Raw genomic sequence first — 21,560 nt, forward strand, 5'->3', positions numbered from 1 at the left:
TATATAGGATGTTTTAAAAATAAAATCAACAAAATAATTTATTTATATACCCATAAGTTTCTGTATTTTTTTTGGTAAATCTGTATTGTCAAAATATTTAGAAAACTCTTCTTGACCTTTACCTATAACTCTAACAGGAACTGGTGTACCAGAATGATCGCCAGAAGCCCAATTTATTCCTGCTTTTTTATTCAAAATATAAGCAGCTGTTTCAGCAATAGATTTTACTGCAGTTTTACTTAAATAATCTGCATCTGCGTTTACATTCTTATTTCCTTTAAACTGTTTGTTGTAAGCAGATTTTAATAGCGCTAATTCTTTATCATCTAAAGACAAACCGACATCCTTGTTTCCTAAACCAAAATCTGCCTGTACTAATTCTAAAATAGTATTAAAAGAAACTTCTGGATCAGTACCTTTAAGTTCTGTCATTTTTCTTTTAAACTCTTGAACTGAAATTATTTGATATTTTAAGTATTCTGGATTAGTTACATAATTTATCCCTGTAGTTAGGGCACCTGTTTCATGGTCTGCAGTAACAATTATTAAGGTTTCATCTGGTCTTTCTTTATAAAACTCATAGGCTTCTTTAATAGCATCATTAAAAGCTAGTACTTCATGAACCATAGATACACCATCGTTTCCATGACATGCCCAATCAATTTTACCGCCTTCTACCATCATAAAAAAACCTTTGTCATTATCAATCACTTCAATTCCTTTTTTTGTAAAATCGGCAAGAGAAAATGCTTCTTCTTTTTGGTCAATAGCCCAGTGAAATTCTCCTGAAGGATACATGTCTGGATTTATAGCGATTATTTTTTCATCTCCATTTTTTAAATTTCTAATATCTTCTATAGAGTTTGCAATGGTATACCCTTTATTTATAGCATTTTGATATGAATCTGGTTGATCTCCTTTTTTCCCTTTAGGATGATGGAATCCTCCACCTCCAAAATAATCGATATTATAATTGGGTAGCTCCATACTAATTTCATAATACATATTACGAGAATTTTGATGTGCATAAAAAGATGCTGGAGTAGCATGATCTATCATTACACTAGATAATATACCTACTTTAAAACCTGCTTTTTTAGCTTTCTGAGATATGTTTTCATACGATATTGTTTGGTCTGGCGATTTTCCTATAATACCATTATTTGTTTTAAACCCTGTAGACATTGCTGTTGCTGCAGCACAAGAAGTAGTAACATAAGAACTAGCAGAATAGTTAGTCATATTAGAGTTAACCGGAAAACTACTCATTAATAGTTTTTCTGATTTAATCTCGTTAGGTTTCGAATTTAAATACATTTCGGTAGTATAAATTTGACTTAACCCCATACCATCTCCAATAAACAAAAAGACATATTTTGCTTTTGTTTCAGTTTGACTGTATCCAATAGTGCAAAAAAATGTTATTGAAATTAGCACTATATTTTTTATCATTTTTACCATAATACTTTTTTAAGTAAATGTACTATAAGTTATGTTTTTAGAGTATAAAAAAATAGGCGTATTTATGGTAATTATGGTGCAATATTCATTGTAAATATTCATTGCAAAATTTTGTCTTGCTTAAAAAATAAAAGTAATATAGTTTTAAGAGACTTATTTTTTTAATTAATTATGATTCGTGTAAAGTCGTTTTTTTAATTAATTGTGGCAATTACCTTTAAAATATTACCTTAGATTTTTAGTAATATTTGCGTTATTTTATTAATACATTGTACTTTAAAGTATCATATTTAGCTTTAAAAATATTTTAACATATTGTAAAAATGGGTAGTTAGCAGCATTTTTGTTATAAGATGCTTGATTTGTTATAAATGCTTTGTTTACTTATGGATAGTTTTATAACCGGTTGATTTTTAATACTTAAAATCGATTTAACACTTAAAATTAAATTATGATGAAAAAACTACTTACAATTACTCTCGTTTTATTTACTGTTATTTCAGTAAACGCACAAAGTTTAAGCGACCTTGTGTTTGAATCTACAATTACTCCAACTACAACTTCTGTAGATTTAACTTTTAATTATAATGGAATCTCTGCAGGAGATAAATTCGAATGGCAGTTAATATTAGCAAAAGCAGATGAGTCTCCAGATTGGGGATCAAAGAACATTACTTATCTAACTGATATAACTCCAAATGGAATCGGATCAGGTACTCAAACTATAACTTTTAATGTGTCGAATGGCCCTATAAATGGAGAAGTGTATACTTGGGCAGGAAAAATTACAGTGGCTTCAACTGGTGTAGATTTATACAATAACACCGGAAATTTGGTTACTATATCTACTACTGCTGGTTTAGAGGATGCAAAATCTAATGCAATAGCAATCTATCCAAACCCTGTATTAGATGAAATATTTGTTAAAAATTTATCTGAAGTAAACCAAGTAAAAGTGATTGATATTACTGGTAAAACAGTAAAAAATGTAAATGATTTTAATCAATCAAATTCTATTAATGTATCTGCTTTAAATAAAGGAGTTTATTTTTTGATTTTTGATAATAAAAAACAAGTTAAGTTTCTGAAAAATTAGAAGTTTAATTTAAATAATAAAACTGGAAGGTTTTTTAGAAAACTCTTCTAGTTTTATTATTTAAATACTGTTGCATTATTTAATAGGAGTTCTACCTAAGCAATAGTATGATTAGGTAACCTGTTAAAGGTTTTTAAAGAAGTTTTTTAGTATATCATTTACTGTTTCTAAAATTGCTTTTTTATGTTTTGCCTAATTTTAGTTATTAAATGAACTCCGTCTACAAAAAGTCTTTAAAATAAATTGTTGTGAAACTTTTTCTTTTTATAATGACATACTTCTAAAGGAGTAGAATAAATCAAAGAGATATCTGCACAATGATATAAACAATTCATTTTCATAAAATAGTTAAAATGAATGTGTTTTTTTAAAGCACTACCTACCTTATATAGTAAACCACAATTAGAGAACATATCTTATCTATATTTACAAATATGGTTTACTAAAAAAGATTAAGTTTTTGGTGAATTTTAAAGTAAAATATTAAAATAATGATCACTTCACTATTCGATATTTTAAATTATTGTTACGTTATTAGCTGTTATACTTTCTAAAATACTGTTTCTTTTGAAGCATTATATTATAATTTTGGGATGATATTATCTAAAAAGAAATAATTGATTTGATAGAATTGAAAGCTTGGTTTCGATAAAAAAAAATGGAATTTATAATTTTTTAGTTGAATCTATTTCATATAAAATGACGATAGATTATAGAAGTCAATGAAGTACCAGTCATTTTCTATGATTGTATAAGTGAGTCGATGGTATTATTTTAAATTTGTATGGTCGACAAATTCAGAAATAACAAAAGAAATGATTACTACAGGTGCTAAAATTTATAAATTAGATACAGATCTAATTGTTGTGGATAACACTAAACTTAAAAGTTATTTACGAGATGCACTAAAAGCAGTCGATAAAATTTTAGTGGTAATTAATGGGAAAGAGGTTTAAAAATATATAAAAACTGAGGCTACCCGCTTTAGTTAAATGTGTTGTAAAGTTATTTTGTTTTACCCACATATTTTGTCAAATGCTTTAAAGTACACTTGAAGATAATGGATGCAGAAATTAAATTAAATTCTATTTAATAAAAGGAGTAAGTCATCTGTTTTTAGCTTCATTATGTTTTATTAATTGTAATTTTAGGTCTCTTAAATATCTAGTTAGTCTAATTAAATTAGTAGTTTTAATAACTTAATTACCTTTAAGAATAAGCTGCAATTAGTATGTAGCGTCACTTCTGCTACTATAACAAATGTTGCGACTTATGTATTATGTTGCGCGTTAAGTGTTAGAAAGCTAATTGCAAGAATTCTTTTATGAATTGCTTTATAAGTCTCATCATTTGCTTTATTCAAAAATTATATTTGTTTCAAGCATTTTCTATGTAAGTAATAATGAAGACAAATAAATCAAAATATAAGTTGTGGATAGAATTTCTCATAATAGGGTTTATGCTGTTTTTACTTATACTAATATTTGATTACATATAAATTTCATCAACTATAAAAAACCAACCTACTATATGAATATAAATAATAAAACACAATCTTTAGTTAAGTTTTCAAAATCATGTTTAGTAACTGTTATGGTACTATTTATGGTTGTTTCGTGTAAAACAAACAAAGAAAATCTAGCAGAAACTGAAACCTACAAGTTTAAATTTCAAAATACTTCTTTGTCATTTGAAGATAGAGTTCAGGACTTAATAAGTCAAATGACGCTTCAAGAAAAAGTATCTCAAATGCGCTATGATGCTCCGGCAATAGACAGATTAGGAATTCCAGAATACAATTGGTGGAATGAATGTTTGCATGGGGTTGGAAGAGCAGGAGAAGCAACGGTTTTTCCACAAGGTATTGGTATGGGAGCTACTTGGAATGCTCCTTTAATTTTTGAAATGGGAACGGCAGTTTCAGATGAAGCAAGAGCAAAACATCATAAATTTGTTAGTGAAGGTAAAAGAGGTATTTACCAAGGTTTAACGTTTTGGACACCTAATATTAATATTTTTAGAGACCCACGATGGGGAAGAGGACAAGAAACCTATGGGGAAGACCCACACTTAACAAGTAGAATTGGTGTTAACTATATAAAAGGACTTCAAGGAGATGATCCTAAATATTTAAAATTGGTGGCAACGGCAAAACACTTTGCTGTGCATAGTGGTCCAGAAAAATCAAGACATGAAGATAATTATCAAACATCAAATAAAGATTTATACGAAACGTATTTACCAGCTTTTGAAGCAGCTGTAAAAGAGGCTAATGTGCACTCTGTTATGTGTGCATATAATCGTTTTAGAGATGAAGCATGCTGTGGTAGTAATTTGTTGTTAAATAAAATTCTTCGTGACGATTGGGGGTTTGAAGGCTATGTAGTTTCAGATTGTTGGGCAATTAATGATTTTTGGCAATCAGGTCATCATGAAATAGTACAAACAGCAGAAGAAGCAAGTGCATTGGCTGTTGCTAGAGGAACAGATTTAAATTGTGGAGACTGTTATGATCCTAATTTAACAGAAGCGGTGCTTAAAAAAATGATTGATGAAGAAAAAATTGATTTGGCATTAACTCGATTAATGATTGCACGTTTTAAACTGGGTATGTTCGACAACGATAAAGACGTTAAATGGGCAAAAATTCCTTATAGCGTTGTTGCAAGTGAAGGTCATTATGCTTTATCTAAAAAAATAGCAAGAGAATCTATGGTATTGTTAAAAAATGAGAACAATATACTTCCGCTAAGTAAAAATATAAAATCTATTGCAATCATTGGTCCAAATGCAGACTCTAAACAAGCGTTATTAGGTAACTATCACGGTACACCTAATCAATTTAATACACCATTAAAAGCAATTACAGATAAATTACCTAACGCTACCATAAATTATGCATTAGGAAGTGATATTGCCATAGGTTGGCCTACTTTAAACACCATACCAACTTTAGCTCTTAAAAATGGTGATAACAAAGGTTTAAAAGGGGAGTATTTTGCCAATAAAGATTGGGAAGGAACACCAGAATTTACAAGAAACGATGCAGAAATTGATTTTATATGGATGAAGGATAGACCCATTAAAAATTTAAAAACTGATGTTTTTTCAGTAAGATGGACAGGACAATTAGTTCCAAATGAAAACGGGAATTACAGAGTAGGGTTTAAAGCTTGTAACGATGTTAAATTTTATTTTGATAACGAACTTAAGTTCGAATTTAGTGACGATCATAATACTCAAACCAAGTATTTTGATATGGAATTAAAAGCAGGACAGTCTCATGACGTTAAAATAGAATATTATAACCACCACTCAGATCCTCAAGCACAATTTGTTTGGGCAAAAATGGATCAAGATTTAATGACGCCAGCTTTAGAGGCTGCAAGAAATTCTGAAGTTGTGGTGCTTTGTTTAGGGTTATCTCCAGATATTGAAGGTGAAGAAATGCCTGTATTATTGGAAGGATTTGATAAAGGAGATCGTACTGATATTAAACTTCCAAAAACGCAAATTGAATTAATGAAAAAAATTCAGGCACTTGGTAAGCCAACCATTTTGGTTTTAATGAACGGAAGTGCTTTGGCTGTTAATTGGGCTGCCGATAATGTTCCTGCTATTCTAGAAGCATGGTATCCGGGTGAATTTGGAGGAAATGCTATTGCAGATGTGTTGTTTGGCGATTACAACCCTGGTGGAAAGTTACCTGTAACTTTTTATAAATCAGTAAATGATTTACCAGATTTTAAAAACTATAACATGGCGAATAGAACCTATAAATACTTTAAAGGAGATCCACTTTTTCCTTTTGGTCATGGTTTAAGTTATACGAATTTTACTTATACTAATTTAAATGTTTCTAATGAAGTTGTCGTAAACAAAGAAATTCAGGTAAGTGTAGAGGTAAAAAATACTGGAAGCGTTGATGGAGATGAAGTTGTACAACTGTATATTTCTCATGAAGGCAAAACAGATGCAGCAATAAGAACTTTAGTAGGTTTCGAAAGAATTCATTTAAAAGCTGGCGAAACAAAAATGTTTAGCCACAGTATCACTCCAAAACAATATGCTTTAATAAATAATGATGGTGGTTCTGTGTTAGAACCTGGAGCATTAACAATAAGTGTGGGTGGTAAACAACCAGGTTTTAAAGGTGTTGCAGATGCTACTACAAGTGGTGTGTTAACTAAAAAAATAGCATTAATAAAATAACTAATAACAACTTAAATTATTTAGGGAGTAGATTAGAAAAAGAGAAATTGTAGATTCTTTTTTAAAGGGTTACAATAAAGATTAATCAATAATTAAATTAAAGGATTTATAAAACTTGATATTCATAATTAAGCTTTTTTTAAGTCCTTTTTTTTAAAATAACAATATTAATTAGTAGCAGATGGTATATAAAAAACAAAGGTATTTTCAAATTAAAATAGTTCATATTGTCTTAATTGTGTTTGCTTTTACAAGTTGTAAAAGTGTGAGCCAAAAAAAGATAGATGAGCCAGGTCTTAAAAATGTTTCAGAGTTTCCAATAGGTACTGCAGTTAATATTAATAGGCTAATTAATGATGACGCATTAATGTCTTTGCAGATTTTAAATTTTAATAGTATTACAGCTACAAGCGATATGAAAATGCAGTCTATTTTGCCTGCAGAAAACCAGTTTAATTGGAAAAAATCTGACACGATTTTATATTATGCCAACAAGCACAACCAACGTGTTTTTGGGCATAACCTTATTTGGCACAGCAGTACACCAAAATGGGTAGAAGAAAAAGGGACTAAAGACAGCCTTTGGTTGGGAGAATTTATGAAAGATTATATTCATAAATATGTAGGCAGATACAAAGGCAAAGTAGCTGGATGGGATGTTGTAAACGAAGCTTTTGAATCTAAAGGTGGTGCATATAGAAAAACATTTTGGTATAATAATTTAGGTAAAGAATATATAGCAAATGCTTTTAGATATGCACATGAAGCAGATCCTGATGCCGTATTGTTTTATAATGATTTTAACATTGAGCGTGATACTCTAAAATTACAGGCCGTTTTAAATATGGTTAAAGATTTTAAGAAAGAGGGTGTACCTATTCATGGTATTGGTTTTCAAATGCACATTCGTATGGATACGCCAGATGAAGTTATTGCTTATTCATTAAAAAAAGCGGCAGAAACCGGTTTGCAAATTCACTTATCTGAAGTAGATATTATTTTTAATTCTCACAATGATGAAAGATTGGGTGGTATAGAAAATTATAGTTCTATTACTAATGAAATGAAATTAGCACAGGAAGAAAAATATAAAAATCTAGTTTTAATGTATCGCAGAATTGTTCCGAAAGAGCAGCAATTTGGAATTACAGTTTGGGATTTTACAGATAGAGATTCTTGGATTAAAGGTTTTTTTAATATGAAAGATTGGCCTACTATTTATGATGAAGATTTAAAGCCAAAACCAGCCTATAATGGTTTTCTAGAAGGTTTGAAAGAGAAAACTGAAAAGAAATAATATGAGGTATCTTAAAACTGAAATTATAAAGTTTACAACCCTGCTTTTTTTGCTATTGGTTTTAAAGGTTCATGGTCAAGAGACTGAAGGTATCCATGAGTTTTACAATGCTAAATACGAACCAGAAACAGGAATTTATCACGGTGCTGGTCAAGATAAAAATGGATTCCAAGATTATGTAAATGCTTTAGGGCAATATAAGATGCCTGCAATTTATATGACGTATGTTAATATTACGTCATCTGTAAAAAAGATTGAACGTTGGGGAAAAAGTTTACAACAAGTTTTAGATAGTTTACCTAAAGGTATGATGCCTCAAATTGGTTTAGGATTTACGGGAGGTAAGGATACCGGATCAGGTTTGGATAAAGAAGTAACTGATGGTAAGTATAACAAGCAATTACAAGCATTTTATAAAGTGCTTTTAGATTTAGACAGACCCTCTTTTACTAGAATTGGTTATGAGTTTGAAGGCGATTGGAACGGCTATTCACCTGAAAGTTTTAAAAAAGTATTCATCACTATTTCAAAGGCATTTAAAGAAAAGAATATAAAATCGGCTACAGTTTGGTGTTCAGGTGGTGGCTCTGCAAAATTTATAAGTCTAGATAAGTTGATGGAATACTATCCTGGTGACCAATATGTAGATTGGTGGGGTATTGATATTTTTAGTCCAGAAGAATTTGACCATGTTGGTTTACAAAACTTTTTTGATGCAGCGCATATTCATAAAAGACCCGTTATGATTGGTGAATCAACACCAAGATTTGTAGGTGTTTTAGATGGTGAAATTTCTTGGGATAAATGGTTTAAACCTTTTTTTAAAATGCTACATGATAACCCAGGAATAAAAGCATTTTGCTACATCAATTGGGATTGGGAATATTGGTCTAACAGAAATGGTTTTCCTTGGCATGATTGGAAAGATGCCCGTATAGAAAAAAATCCATTTGTATTGGAAGCTTATAAAAAAGAAATGGAGCAACCATTATTTATTCATCTTGATAAAAAATAAGAAAATTGAAAACAGTTATATCTTTAGTTATTTTTCTAAATGCATTAGTCAGTTTTGCGCAAGAAAATTATAGTTTGTCTTCTCAAAAAGAAAGATTAAGACAATACTCTGGTCAATGGGTAAGTGCTATTAACCCCAGTACAGATAGTGTAGCAAAACATCCTCAAATAAAAATGAGTAGTTTGAATAATTTCAACAATCATTCACTAACAGTTAAAGTTTTACAAAAAGATAGTGTCAATCAATACCATCCAATACTTCAAGAAATTATTGGATATGATAGGGGGACCAATACTATTTTTGCTGCAGGACATAATGCACAAGGCGCATTTTTTACAGGGAAAGGTAGCTTTCCTTCAGAAAATAACTGGACGATGCAAGACAAAGATCTTAATGGTAATAATACAATGAAGGTTGATTTTAACTTTCAAAATTATACGGATGTTATATTGGAAGGATTTGATACTAATGAAAAAAGTTTATGGAAAACCAGATACATTAAAAACAATCCTAAAGACAAAAATATTGGTATTCAGCTCGTTTCTGTTCACAAAGAAATGCTTAAAAACCCAGAACAAACCTTAATTCAGTTAGGCAGAATGGGGTATAGTTATGTTGAAACTTTTGTATATAAAAACGGTGGATTTTACGATCAAAGTCCAACGCAGTTTAAGGCTATGGTAGAAAAAGCAGGTATGCAGTTTTTAGGTTCTATGACTTTTTTCGATCCAGAAGATAAAAATGATGATGTTGCAATACATACGTGGTGGAATAAAACAATACAAGACCATAAAAAAGCTGGTGTAGAATACCTATCTACCTCAAATAGCAAATTAAAAGGCATTAAGACCATCAAAGAACTGCAAGAGTATTCTAACTACTATAATAAAGTTGGAAAGCTTTGTAAAGAGAATGGACTTAAGTTTGTGTTTCATAATCATGCTGATGAATTTTTAAAAGTAGAAGGAGTAACCATTTATGATTATTTGCTTCAAAATACCAATCCTGAATATGTCTATTTTCAATCGGATGTATATTGGATGCAGGTGGCAGGAGTTAACCCTGTAGATTATTTTAAAACCTATCCAAAACGATTTATTAGTTGGCATGTTAAAGACTATAAAGAATTAGGCGAAAGTGGTAAAATAGATTTCAAAGATATTTTTAACTATCAAGAAATAGCAGGAGTTCAATATATTTTGTCTGAAGTAGAAGATTATAGCTTTCCACCTTTATTTAGTGTTGGTTTAGCTTGGGAATATATTTATTATGAATTATTAAAATAAACATTTAATTATAACACCTTTAGAATGAAGTATCTTTTATTAACTATATTTTTCTTTACAATGATTAAAACAAATGGGCAAGACCAGTTTAGTGTTTTGTTGTTTACGCAACATGATGCCTGGCATCACAATGCTATACCTGTTGCTGTTGATGCTTTTCAAGAAATGGCATCAGAAAATCAGTTTAAGTTTGATTGGACGCAAATACCAGATGACCTTATCACTAAATTACCAAAATATGATGTAGTTATATTTATGAACGCCAATGCTAATTTTTTGACGCCAAAACATATCGATGCTTTAAAAGCATTTATGAAACGAGGCGGAGGCTTTGTAGGTATACACGGAACTGCAGATGGTGAAAATAATAATACTTGGTTTAATGGTCTTGTAGGAGCAAGTTTTGTAAATCATCCAAAATTACAATCAGCAATTGTAAAAGTAGTCAACAGTGATTTTCCTGCAACATGGCATCTACCAAAAAAATGGCTTAGAAGTGATGAGTGGTATAACTTTGAAAACATGAATTTAGATAAACTAACTATTTTAATGACTGTTGATGAAGCTTCTTATGATTTTGCTGCGGGTTATGATGATATTCCGTTAAAAGGTATGGGAGAAAAACATCCTATTTCATGGTATCAAGAATACGAAGGAGGAAAATCTTTTTACACTGCTTTGGGTCATAAACCAGAAACTTTTAAAGATAAAAACTTTTTGAATCACATTTTTGGAGCCATATATTGGGTATCTAAATAAATTATTCTTGGTAGTATTTATAGAATATTAGTGATGCATTATCATGGTTTACGCTTAGTAAATTTACATCTTTGTTATGTATTTACAATACATAATATAAGCATCAGTCTTATTTTTTTAATAATGGTTTTACTTCTAATAAATTTATAAAATCACTTTAAATATTTAAAAATAAACAATAAAATGAAAAAATTAACAGTTAAAAATTTCTCTAAAGTAATTTGTGCTTTACTTGTATTATCAGGGTGTAATGATAAAACAACTACAAAAAATACAGTTTTACCAGAAACTAATAAAAGTCAAGATATAGGATTAAAAACTGCTTTTAAAAATCAGTTTATAATAGGTAGTGCATTAAGTGTTAATGATATTTTAGACAAGGATAATGCTATAAAGCAAATTGCAAAAAAGGAGTTTAATACCATAACTCCAGAAAACTGTATGAAAGCAGAAACGGTAAATCCACAACCTGGAGTTTATGATTTTAAAGCAGCAGATGCCTATGTTGCTTTTGGTAAAGAAAACGACATGTTTATCATTGGGCACACATTAATATGGCATAATCAAACACCAGCTTGGTTTTTTACCAATTCAAAAGGAGAACCTAATTCACCCGAAGAACAGAAAACGCAATTGCGTAACCATATAAAAACTGTTGCAGGACGATATGCAGGAAAAGTACAAGCTTGGGATGTGGTAAACGAAGTTCTCGATGATGATGGTTCATATAGATCAACCACGTGGGTAAATAGTATTGGTGATGGTGATGAGCTGGTTAGACTTGCTTTTAAATATGCAAGTGAGTTTGCACCGGATACAGAATTATATTATAATGATTTTAATGCATGGCGTCCAGAAAAAAGAGACGGAATTATTCGTATGGTAAAGATGCTTAAAGATGCCGGAATTAGAATTGATGGTATAGGGATTCAAGCACATTGGGGTTTAAATTTTCCTGAAAACAAATATATTCAAGAAGCAATTGATGCTTATGCTGCACTAGGAGTTAAAGTTTTGATTACAGAACTAGATGTTGATGTATTGCCACTAACTAAAGAAGGTCAAATAATAGGGCGTAGTATGATGGAGCCTCAGTTTCAATTAGAAGAATTCGAAACATTTTTAGACCCTTACAAAGATGGTTTACCTGCATCTGTAGAACAAGAACTTGCAGATCGTTATAAAGAATTATTTGAAATTTTTGTAAAAAACAGCGATAAAATAGATAGAGTTACTTTTTGGGGAATGCATGATGGAATGTCTTGGAAAAATGACTATCCGGTACCAAATAGGACTAATTATCCGCTTTTGTATGACAGAAATATGGAGCCTAAATTAGCTAGACAAACTATTTTAGAGACGGTAAAATAAAGTTTAATTTTTTGTGTAAACTTTTGTAAAAGTATTAAACGCTTCCTAAAAAGGGAGCGTTTTTTTTTGTCTTTTTTTTGAGATTTAATTGTTTAGCATCCAAGTAATTTTCAATTAGATTTCTTTGTATTCAGACCAAAGTAAAGTAGAAAAGTATTCCCGAAAACAGGTAATACATAGACTTGAGTTAATTTTTAGTTGTATTCACCGTGTAGATTATTTAAGGGTGAAAAAGATTCCTATTTAAAAGCAGTAGCATAAACTATGCAACAATGGTTAATCTTGAAATACTAAATATCATCTATACTTTTAAAATTAATAAAAAAAGTGCTATTTCTGATTCAATTGACAAACTACATGAAAAGACTCGTGTGGTATCTGTGATATTTTTTGGCATATTCAATTCTAAAGTCATTAATGTAAAATGGATAAACTCGATAATTGTGTTTTGTGTTAACGTATAAATTTTAAAAGAGATATGCAGAAATATTTAAGTTGAAAAACTAAATTAAACTTCAAAGTGATACTTATATAATGTATTGAAATTCAATTTATTACTCAAATTAAAATCTTATCATAATTTTAGAGTATAATTTTTAGTAAAATAGAAAAATGCATCAAAAGTTATAGTTTTTACCGTATTTTTCCTATTGATGGTAAATGAATATTTATATGTTTACAATGTTATCTAATGGTAGATGACGTAAACTTTATTAACTAAACCAAACTAAAACCAAAATTATGAGAAAATTAAATTTTTCAGTGTTACGAGGAACATTATTATTGTCAATTGCATCTTTGTCATTAATAGCCTGTTCCGAAAACGATTTGAATCTTGAAACACCAAGTGGACAAGCACAAGGTGAAATTGAAACAGTTAAAAGTGCAACAACTCCAGTTAACGAAAGAGTAGGAAATCAGAACAACTTTTTTTATTCAATTGATGCTGAAGACCAACTTGGAACAATTAATATTACATCACCTAATGGTAATGGTCATTTTAATTTTACATGGAATGGGGTTCGTCAGGTAGTAGGTGGCCTAGGATGGAGAAATACACAAAGAATAAGTGTAGGCTACAATATAGGTTCTGTAACTACAGATAACAACCTTAAATTTGTAGGATTGTATGGTTGGACTAGAAGTCCGCTTACAGAATTTTATGTTTGTGAAAGAGGGCCAGGTGCACTTTTTAATGCAGCAAGCGCAGGTACTAATTATACAGCTAATAACCATACCTATGTTATGACAAAGTCTCAAAGAATACAACAACCTTCTATTGATGGTACTCAGACTTTTTGGCAAGTACAAGGTCGTTGGGGTGGAGCTGCTCTTAATTCTAATAATTCTATAAATGTAGGAACTCATTTAGATAATTTTAAAGGAGCATTAGGTGCTGATTTTGGATTAAACTTTGCTACTCCTGCTGGTGGTACAGATGCGTACATGGTATTTGGATGTGAAGCTTACGATTACGGTAATAATCGTAATAATAGAATAAGTGGTGCTATGAACGCAACTATTTGGAAGATATAAAACAAGCTTCAATTTATAAGTGAGAATTGTAATTGTATCGCTAACAAAATAAGTAATATTTGGCTGCCATTATTGGTACGCTTTTAACTATAAATATTACCTGAGCTAACACACTCAAAGATTTTGTTATGCTATATTAATAAGACTCAGAATATTATTCAAAAAAAATGCAGATTTAATCAATCTGCATTTTTTATATATTAAAATATAAAACATAAATGAGAAAATTATTTATATTATTATTAGTACCATTACTTATTATAACCTCATGTTCAGAAAAAGAAAATACAAATTTTGTATTTGTAGAAGGGGGTTCCTTTAAAAATACAAATTCTACCTATTATAATAAAGATGTAACTGTTTCTAATTTTTATATTGGAAAATATGAGGTTACTCAAAAAGAATGGGTAGAAATAATGGGTAGTAATCCATCAGAATTTCAAGGAGAAAATTTACCTGTAGAAAATGTAAACTGGTATGATTGTGTTGAATATTGTAACCTAAGAAGTTCTAAGGAAGGTTTAGAGCAGTATTACACTATCGACAAAAACAAGAAAGATCCATACAACGACAATGTCTTAGATGAAATTAAATGGAATGTTACTATAAATGAAGGAGCTAAAGGATATCGTTTACCTACAGAACAAGAATGGGAATTTGCAGCCGGAGGAGGGCAGATGAGCAAGAATTATACATACAGCGGTAGCAATACTATAAATGAAGTAGGGTATTATTGGTGCAATTCAGGCGATAAAGACTTAAAAGGTACAAAGTGGCAATGGTCTGCATTACAAAGTAACCATTGCAAAACAAAACCGGTAGGTAGTAAAGCGCCAAACGAGTTAGGTATTTATGACGCCTCTGGAAATGTTAGAGAATGGTGCTGGAATTGGCATACCGATGCATCAGCTCCTAAAGGACGTGTTTTAAAAGGTGGTGGTTGGATAGGTGCTGATTATTGTTGTGAAGCAAGTTTTCAGGGTAATTATGAAGCAAACGGTAAGGGAAGTGATACCGGTTTTAGATTATGCAGAGGTGAATAGTTTAAATTATATAGTAAACGTATTCTCGTAAAAATAAACTAAATTCAATAAGCGATAGTATTTATGAACACCAAGACAAAATCTAAATATGTTACATTAAAATTTAGCTAATATTAAAAAAATGTTGATGGTGAGCTTTTTAATGCAATTTATTTTGCAAACATAGAACGGATCCAAATTTAGAACACAAAGAGATGTAATAAAAAAGGAGTCAGTAACAAGTGTTACTGACTCCTTTTTTAGATTAAAACAAACTAAACTAATTATTTAATTTATGGTTTTAGAGGAACAATTATTCCATTTAGGTTATTTCTAATAATTTTACAGATTGTAAATACGTAACTGTTTAATAAATGGATTAGTAGTAACGTTAGAATAATACCATTTTTGTTTACTTTGTAAATTGAGTAGATTTTAACACTTGGTTTACATTGCTCATATAAGCAGACTTTTCAATTCAATAAATTGAGTTAGTGATTGAATAAATTGTTGTGTGGGTTATGGTTTGAATGCTGCTTATTTTTTAAGTAGCATTTTTTTTATTTAAATATACCAGCTTTATAGATGAATATTTTTTTGCTATTTAATCTATAAAAATATAATTTATGCAAATATAGAGTGTATAAGTGCTAATTTAATGCAATTCTTAATGTATTACAAAGGTTAAATTTGTGATATTATAATTTTAAACCAATATAAAAAATGAATTTATCTACTGCAGACACTATTGTTTTTATCACATACTTTATGTTGATATTACTAGTTGGTTTTGGAGCTGTTTTTTATAATAAAAAAAAGCAAACATCAAATGACTACTTTTTTGCAGGTAATACACTTCCTTGGTGGGTAATTGGATCATCAGTAATTGCTGCTAATATTTCTGCAGAACAATTTATAGGAATGACAGGTTCTGGATTTGCTATAGGTCTTGGAATTGCAACTTATGAATGGCTAGGTGCTATTGGGCTTTTAGTAGTAGCAAAATTCTTTTTGCCTATTTATTTAAAAAATAATATTTATACAATGCCTGGTTTCTTAGAGAAAAGGTACGACTCTAGGCTTAGGGTAAGTTTAGCAGTATTTTGGTTGTTGGTGTATTGGTTTGTTAATTTATCATCAGTTTTTTATCTGGGAGCTTTGGTTTTAGAAGGCTATTTAGGTTTAGATTTAATGGAATGGATTTTAGTACTAGCTGCAATTTCAGGTTTATATTCAGTATTAGGAGGCTTAAAAGCTGTTGCTTATACAGATGTTATTCAAATTATTTTTTTAGTTGCAGGAGGGTTAATGACTACGTTTTTTGTATTGCAAGCAATTAGTGATTCTAACGATGTATTTTTAGGACTAAGAATGATGTTTGATGCTGCTCCAGAAAAATTTGATTTAATTTTAAGTAAATCAGATCCCAATTATAAATATTTGCCAGGAGTAAGTGTTATTCTAGGAGGTTTATGGGTTGCAAATATTGCCTATTTTGGATGCAACCAATACATTATTCAGCGTTCATTAGCTGCAAAAAATATTAATGAAGCCCAGAAAGGAATGGCATTTGCAGCTTTTTTAAAATTATTTATTCCAATAATTGTTGTTTTACCAGGAATTGCTGCTTTTGTGTTAAATGCTGGCATAGATAAGCCAGATGAAGCCTACCCTTGGTTGTTAGCTAATTTTATTCCATCAGGTTTTAAAGGCCTTGCATTTGCAGCTTTAATTTCTGCAATAGTATCCTCATTAAGCTCAATGGTTACAAGTGCATCCACCATTTTTACATTCGATATTTATAAACCGTTGTTTAATAAAACAGTCACAGATAAAAAGCTCGTAACTGTTGGTAGAATAATGAGTGCTGTTTCTTTACTAATAGCCATTATTATAGCTCCACTGTTAGCATCGCTAGAACAAGCATTTCAGTTTATACAAAATTTTACAGGCATGGTAACTCCAGGTATAGTAGTTGTATTTGTATTTGGTTTGTTCTGGAAAAGAGCAAACGCAACAGCTGCTTTATGGACCGTTATTCTAACAATTCCAGTGTCCGTTTTATTAGATATATGTATTAAAGATTTACCATTTTTAGATAGAATGGGGGTTTCATTCTTACTATTATCAATAGTATTAATTGTAGTATCACTTTTAAAGAAACAAAAAAGTAGTGATTTAATAAAAATAGATGAGGGTATTTATAAAACTACCACTGTATTTAATGTTTTAGCAATAATCATTTCAGCTGTTTTAGGAGTTTTTTATTATACTTTTTGGTAGTTAATTAATAATTTTTTAAAAAACAATAATGGATAAATTTTGGAACAATGATAAAGAGCTATTCTCTCTAGCAAAAAAAGAGTTATTTACAGCTGTAATTGGTGATGCAATGGATAAAATGAATTTATTACACCAATTTCTTCCGCCACAAATTCAACCATTAAAAGATGATATGTTTTTAATTGGAAGAGCAATGACTGTACTAGAAGCAGATACTTTTGAAGAATTAAGTCATGGGAGTCAAAACCCATTAATGGCAAAACCATTTGGGTTAATGTTAGAAGCTTTAGATGATTTAAAAGAAAACGAAGTATATATATGTTCTGGAGCTTCGCTAAATTATGCTTTAGTTGGTGAGTTAATGATGACTAGAGCAAAAATACTAGGTTCGGCTGGTGCAGTTGCTAACGGCTACTCACGAGACACAAATGGTATTTTAGAATTAGATTTTCCTGTATTTTCTTATGGAAGGTATGCCCAAGATCAGGGGCCAAGAGGAAAGGTTATAGATTTTAGAGTTCCAATTGAAATGAATGGTGTAAGAATTAATCCTGGAGATATAATTATTGGTGATAATGATGGCGTTTGTGTTGTTCCTAAAGAATTTGAAGATGAAGTTTTTATTAGAGCTTTTGAAAAAGCTAGAGGTGAAAAAACAGTATTAAAAGCAATACAAAACGGTATGAGTGTTATAGACGCTTGGAATAAATACCAAATAATGTAATTATAAAATAATTTAAAAAATAAAGTACATGAAAACTTGGATTTATCTTTTATTCTTTTGTTCAACTTTGGGAATATATGCCCAAACAGGTAAAATGAATTCGTTAGCATACAATGACAGTGGCAATATTAATAACCAACCATTTCTTATAAAGGGAGATAATTATACTTTTCCAGATAAAGAGTTAGGGAATGAAGTAGATAGGTCTTGTAATTATGGAAATACAATTATTTACGCATTTAATAATTTCGATTTAAAAGCTTCCTATAATTTAAGAGTCGTTTTTGTTTCAGATGAAAATAGAGTTATTGCATTAAGTGCAGATGGAAATGCTTTAGGAGACGAAATTACTATTAAAAAAGGTGAGCGTAAAGAAATAAATTTTAAAATACCAGAAAAAGCTTATGCCTATGGACAGTTTGTATTATTATTTGAGTTAATTGAAGGAACAAATGCTGTAGTGTCTGAAATTGAAATATATTCATCAGACACTACTAATGTTCTTTCTCCTTTTTCTGAAGAACAAAAAAAAGAAATACTAAAGAAAAAATTAATTGTTGTAAATGAAATAATTAATGTAGAGAGTGTGATGCCAAAATATGTTCCTCGTCCAATAAAGGTAACAAAGGTATTTAACCCAAAACTATCTTTAAATGGTGATTGGAGATTTAATGAAAAACCGGGTAATACATTCTTTAAAAACACAAAAGAAACAACCAATTGGAAAACAATTAATGTACCAGGAGAATGGGCTATGCAAGGCTACAAAGTAGATTCTGCTGCTTTTGCAGGATATAATAAAAAATTTAATATTCCGAGAGATTGGAATGGAAATCGTATAAAGATTCGTTTTGATGGAGTTTCTAGCGAAAGTATCATTTGGATTAACGGAAAAGAAGTGGGGTCTCATATGGGAGGAATGACAGCTTTTGAATTTGATATTACCGATTTTTTAATGAAAGGAGAAAATAGTATTTCATTAAAAGTTAGAAATGAATCTTTGGCTGATATGTTGGGTAGTTTAACTCAGTATGCAGCACATCAAATAGGTGGTATTACTAGAAAAGTTACACTTTTTGCAGTGCCAGATGTACATATTTCAGATTTAAGAATTGTAACCGATTTAGATGAAAATTATAAAAATGCCAACTTAAAAATTCAATTAGGTATTACAAATTATGGAAATAACAACTCTAAAGAGCAATCGGTTAGATTTACAATTCCAGATAAAAATATAGTAAAAGAATTTATTATTGAAGAGATTAAGGTTGGTGAAACAGTTGTTAAAAATATTGAAATACCCGTTACAAATCCACAAAAATGGACCAATGAAACACCTAATTTATACGATTTATTTATCGATTTATTAAAAGAGAAGAAGCTTTCAGAAAGATTAATTAATAGAGTTGGTTTTAGAGAAGTTGAAATTAATGGAAGTGAATTACTAGTCAATGGTGTTTCGGTTAAATTAAGAGGAGTTAACCGACATGAAATACACCCATTAAAAGGAAGATCTTTAGATCAAGAAACTTGGGAAAAAGATATTGAATTGTATAATAAGGCAAATGTTAATTATATAAGAACATCACATTATCCTCCATCAGAAGAATTTATAGCTTTATGTAACGAAAAAGGAATGTTTGTAGAAATGGAAGCTCCGGTTTGTTGGGTTGGGCACCATGCTAACAAAAATTGGCAAACGCTTAATTATACAGATGAAAAGTATTTCCCATATATGTTACAAGCAAATATGGAAACTATTCATTTTTATAGAAATAACCCGTCTATTATATTTTGGTCTGCTGCCAATGAATCATATTGGAACTATAATACAGCAAAACTAATGAAGTATGTTGATGCTGCAGATACAACACGTCCAAATGCATTTCACGATCAAGCATACGGAGGTTTTAATAACCAAGGAAGTACAGCTTCAATAGCAAACATTCATTATCCAGGACCAAATGGTTACAAAAAGGCTACTGATTTTGATAAACCATTAATTTATGGAGAGTACTGCCACTTAAATGTTTATAATAGAAGAGAATTAATAACAGATCCAGGTGTTAGAAACGATTGGGCTTCAGCATTAGCTCCAACTTGGGAAAACATGTATAAGACTAAAGGTGTTTTAGGAGGTGCTATTTGGTCTGGTGTTGATGATATTTTTCAAATGCCAAATGGAGATGCTGTTGGTTATGGCCCATGGGGACCAATTGATGCTTGGAGAAGACCTAAGCCAGAATATTGGCATGTAAAGAAAATTTATAGTCCAATTAGAGTAACAACCAAAAGTTTAGAAGCTACTACTAATTTTGAACTTGAAATTGAAAACAGATATACATACACAAATCTTAAAAACACTAAAGTTGTTTGGAGTTATGCAGGTGAAACAGGTAGCATTTTTCCAAATATTGAACCAGGAGCTAAAGGGAAAATTAAAATAAACGTAAAGAATATTGCTACTAATAAAAGTTTAAAATTAGTATTTTTTGATCCTAGAGGTTTTTTAGCTGATGAGTTTATAATACCAGTTGGAGAACAGTCTTTTGATGCAATTGTTAAAAATGATGCTGCAGTAAAAACAAAGTTAAAAACAACTAGCACAAGCTTTATAATTACTGGAACTAATTTTACTTGTGTAATAAGCAGAGCTACAGGACAAATAATTTCATTAAAAAAGAATGACAATATTGTATTAAATGGAGGACCTTGGTTAATGGCTTTACCTTTAGATGGTGAAGGTTGCGAACCAGATCACGATGCAAATATTCCACCTTTTAATGAGCTTTGTACTAATTGGAAAGCAACTAAAGTAGTTGCAGAAAGGTTAAATACAGGAGTGAAAATTGAGGTAAAAGGATCGTATAAAGAATTTAAGGGTGATTATTCTTTACATATTAATGCAAACGGAGAAATTAATATTGATTATGTTTTTGCAAGTAAAGTAGCCGTGAACCCAAGACAATGGGGAATGGTGTTTGATGCACCTAATAATTACAATAAATTTTTCTGGAAAAGAAATGGGAGATGGACGTCTTATCCACAATCACATATAGGTAGAGCAATTGGTGAAGCACCATTGTTTTATGAAGGTGTACCAGAAAGTATAAGTCCTAATGAAAGACCATTATGGAACTGGAGTATGGATTTTAATAAATTAGGAAGTAACGATTTTAGATCTACACGAAGAAATTTTTGGTATGCAGGGTTGCGTTCAAATTCTGGAAATGAGGTTCTTGCTGTTTCAGAAAATGCATCTCAACATTGGCGATCTTGGTTAGATGGAAAGAAAGTAAGATTTTTAGTAGCTGGTTTTGTAACAGCCGGAAACGAATTGTTTTTAGGAAGTTTTTATGGACCTACTCGAGTTCCGTTAGAAATTGGAGATGAAATTTCAGACTCTATAAAATTAATAGTAAGTAAATCTGATGTAGAATAATAATATTATTTATCCTATAAATTGAAGTGTATTTTAAAAAATTAAGCAAGCTTAAG

General features: G+C 30.3%; 14 protein-coding genes. 13 read left to right on the forward strand and 1 reads right to left on the reverse strand.

Features of this window, described 5'->3' with window-relative positions; genetic code table 11:
* Nucleotides 1-42: 42 nt before the first annotated feature.
* Nucleotides 43-1,452 carry an alkaline phosphatase gene (locus tag GQS58_RS06635; RefSeq protein ID WP_166384136.1) on the reverse strand — a complete coding sequence of 470 codons (1,410 nt, stop codon included), beginning with the start codon at nucleotides 1,450-1,452 and terminating at the stop codon, nucleotides 43-45.
* A gap of 460 nt (nucleotides 1,453-1,912) precedes the next feature.
* Here GQS58_RS06635 and GQS58_RS06640 point away from each other — a divergent pair, with 460 nt between their 5' ends.
* The 13 genes from GQS58_RS06640 to GQS58_RS06700 all read left to right on the forward strand — a co-directional run bounded on the left by GQS58_RS06640 (nucleotide 1,913) and on the right by GQS58_RS06700 (nucleotide 21,504).
* Complete coding sequence (locus GQS58_RS06640) at nucleotides 1,913-2,557, forward strand: T9SS type A sorting domain-containing protein (protein ID WP_166384138.1); 645 nt, start codon at nucleotides 1,913-1,915, stop codon at nucleotides 2,555-2,557.
* 815 nt (nucleotides 2,558-3,372) lie between these two features.
* A complete protein-coding gene (locus GQS58_RS06645) occupies nucleotides 3,373-3,513 on the forward strand; it encodes a hypothetical protein (RefSeq protein WP_166384140.1) in 141 nt (46 codons plus the stop codon).
* Nucleotides 3,514-4,087: 574 nt separating this feature from the next.
* Nucleotides 4,088-6,769, forward strand: coding sequence for a glycoside hydrolase family 3 C-terminal domain-containing protein (locus GQS58_RS06650; RefSeq protein ID WP_166384142.1), 2,682 nt, complete (start codon nucleotides 4,088-4,090; stop codon nucleotides 6,767-6,769).
* 265 nt (nucleotides 6,770-7,034) lie between these two features.
* Entirely contained in the window at nucleotides 7,035-8,066 is a 1,032-nt protein-coding gene (locus tag GQS58_RS06655; RefSeq protein ID WP_317168365.1) for an endo-1,4-beta-xylanase, read from the forward strand.
* A gap of 1 nt (nucleotide 8,067) precedes the next feature.
* Entirely contained in the window at nucleotides 8,068-9,081 is a 1,014-nt protein-coding gene (locus GQS58_RS06660; protein WP_166384146.1) for a hypothetical protein, read from the forward strand.
* Nucleotides 9,082-9,086: 5 nt separating this feature from the next.
* On the forward strand, nucleotides 9,087-10,367 hold the full coding sequence (locus GQS58_RS06665; RefSeq protein ID WP_166384148.1) for a sugar phosphate isomerase/epimerase family protein: 1,281 nt from the start codon (nucleotides 9,087-9,089) through the stop codon (nucleotides 10,365-10,367).
* A 24-nt stretch (nucleotides 10,368-10,391) separates the two neighbouring features.
* A complete protein-coding gene (locus GQS58_RS06670; protein ID WP_166384150.1) occupies nucleotides 10,392-11,126 on the forward strand; it encodes a ThuA domain-containing protein in 735 nt (244 codons plus the stop codon).
* 183 nt (nucleotides 11,127-11,309) lie between these two features.
* Entirely contained in the window at nucleotides 11,310-12,497 is a 1,188-nt protein-coding gene (locus GQS58_RS06675) for an endo-1,4-beta-xylanase (RefSeq protein WP_166384152.1), read from the forward strand.
* Nucleotides 12,498-13,238: 741 nt separating this feature from the next.
* Complete coding sequence (locus GQS58_RS06680; protein ID WP_166384154.1) at nucleotides 13,239-14,033, forward strand: glycoside hydrolase family 11 protein; 795 nt, start codon at nucleotides 13,239-13,241, stop codon at nucleotides 14,031-14,033.
* Nucleotides 14,034-14,251: 218 nt separating this feature from the next.
* Nucleotides 14,252-15,076 (forward strand): formylglycine-generating enzyme family protein, encoded by an 825-nt coding sequence (locus GQS58_RS06685; protein WP_166384156.1) that lies wholly within the window; start codon nucleotides 14,252-14,254, stop codon nucleotides 15,074-15,076.
* Nucleotides 15,077-15,778: 702 nt separating this feature from the next.
* Nucleotides 15,779-17,338 carry a sodium:solute symporter family transporter gene (locus tag GQS58_RS06690; protein ID WP_166384158.1) on the forward strand — a complete coding sequence of 520 codons (1,560 nt, stop codon included), beginning with the start codon at nucleotides 15,779-15,781 and terminating at the stop codon, nucleotides 17,336-17,338.
* 28 nt (nucleotides 17,339-17,366) lie between these two features.
* Nucleotides 17,367-18,062, forward strand: coding sequence for an RraA family protein (locus GQS58_RS06695; RefSeq protein ID WP_166384160.1), 696 nt, complete (start codon nucleotides 17,367-17,369; stop codon nucleotides 18,060-18,062).
* 28 nt (nucleotides 18,063-18,090) lie between these two features.
* Nucleotides 18,091-21,504, forward strand: coding sequence for a glycoside hydrolase family 2 protein (locus GQS58_RS06700; protein ID WP_166384162.1), 3,414 nt, complete (start codon nucleotides 18,091-18,093; stop codon nucleotides 21,502-21,504).
* The last annotated feature ends 56 nt before the right edge of the window (nucleotides 21,505-21,560 follow it).

The organism is Polaribacter sp. 11A2H (genome assembly GCF_011379025.1).
GTDB lineage: Bacteria > Bacteroidota > Bacteroidia > Flavobacteriales > Flavobacteriaceae > Polaribacter.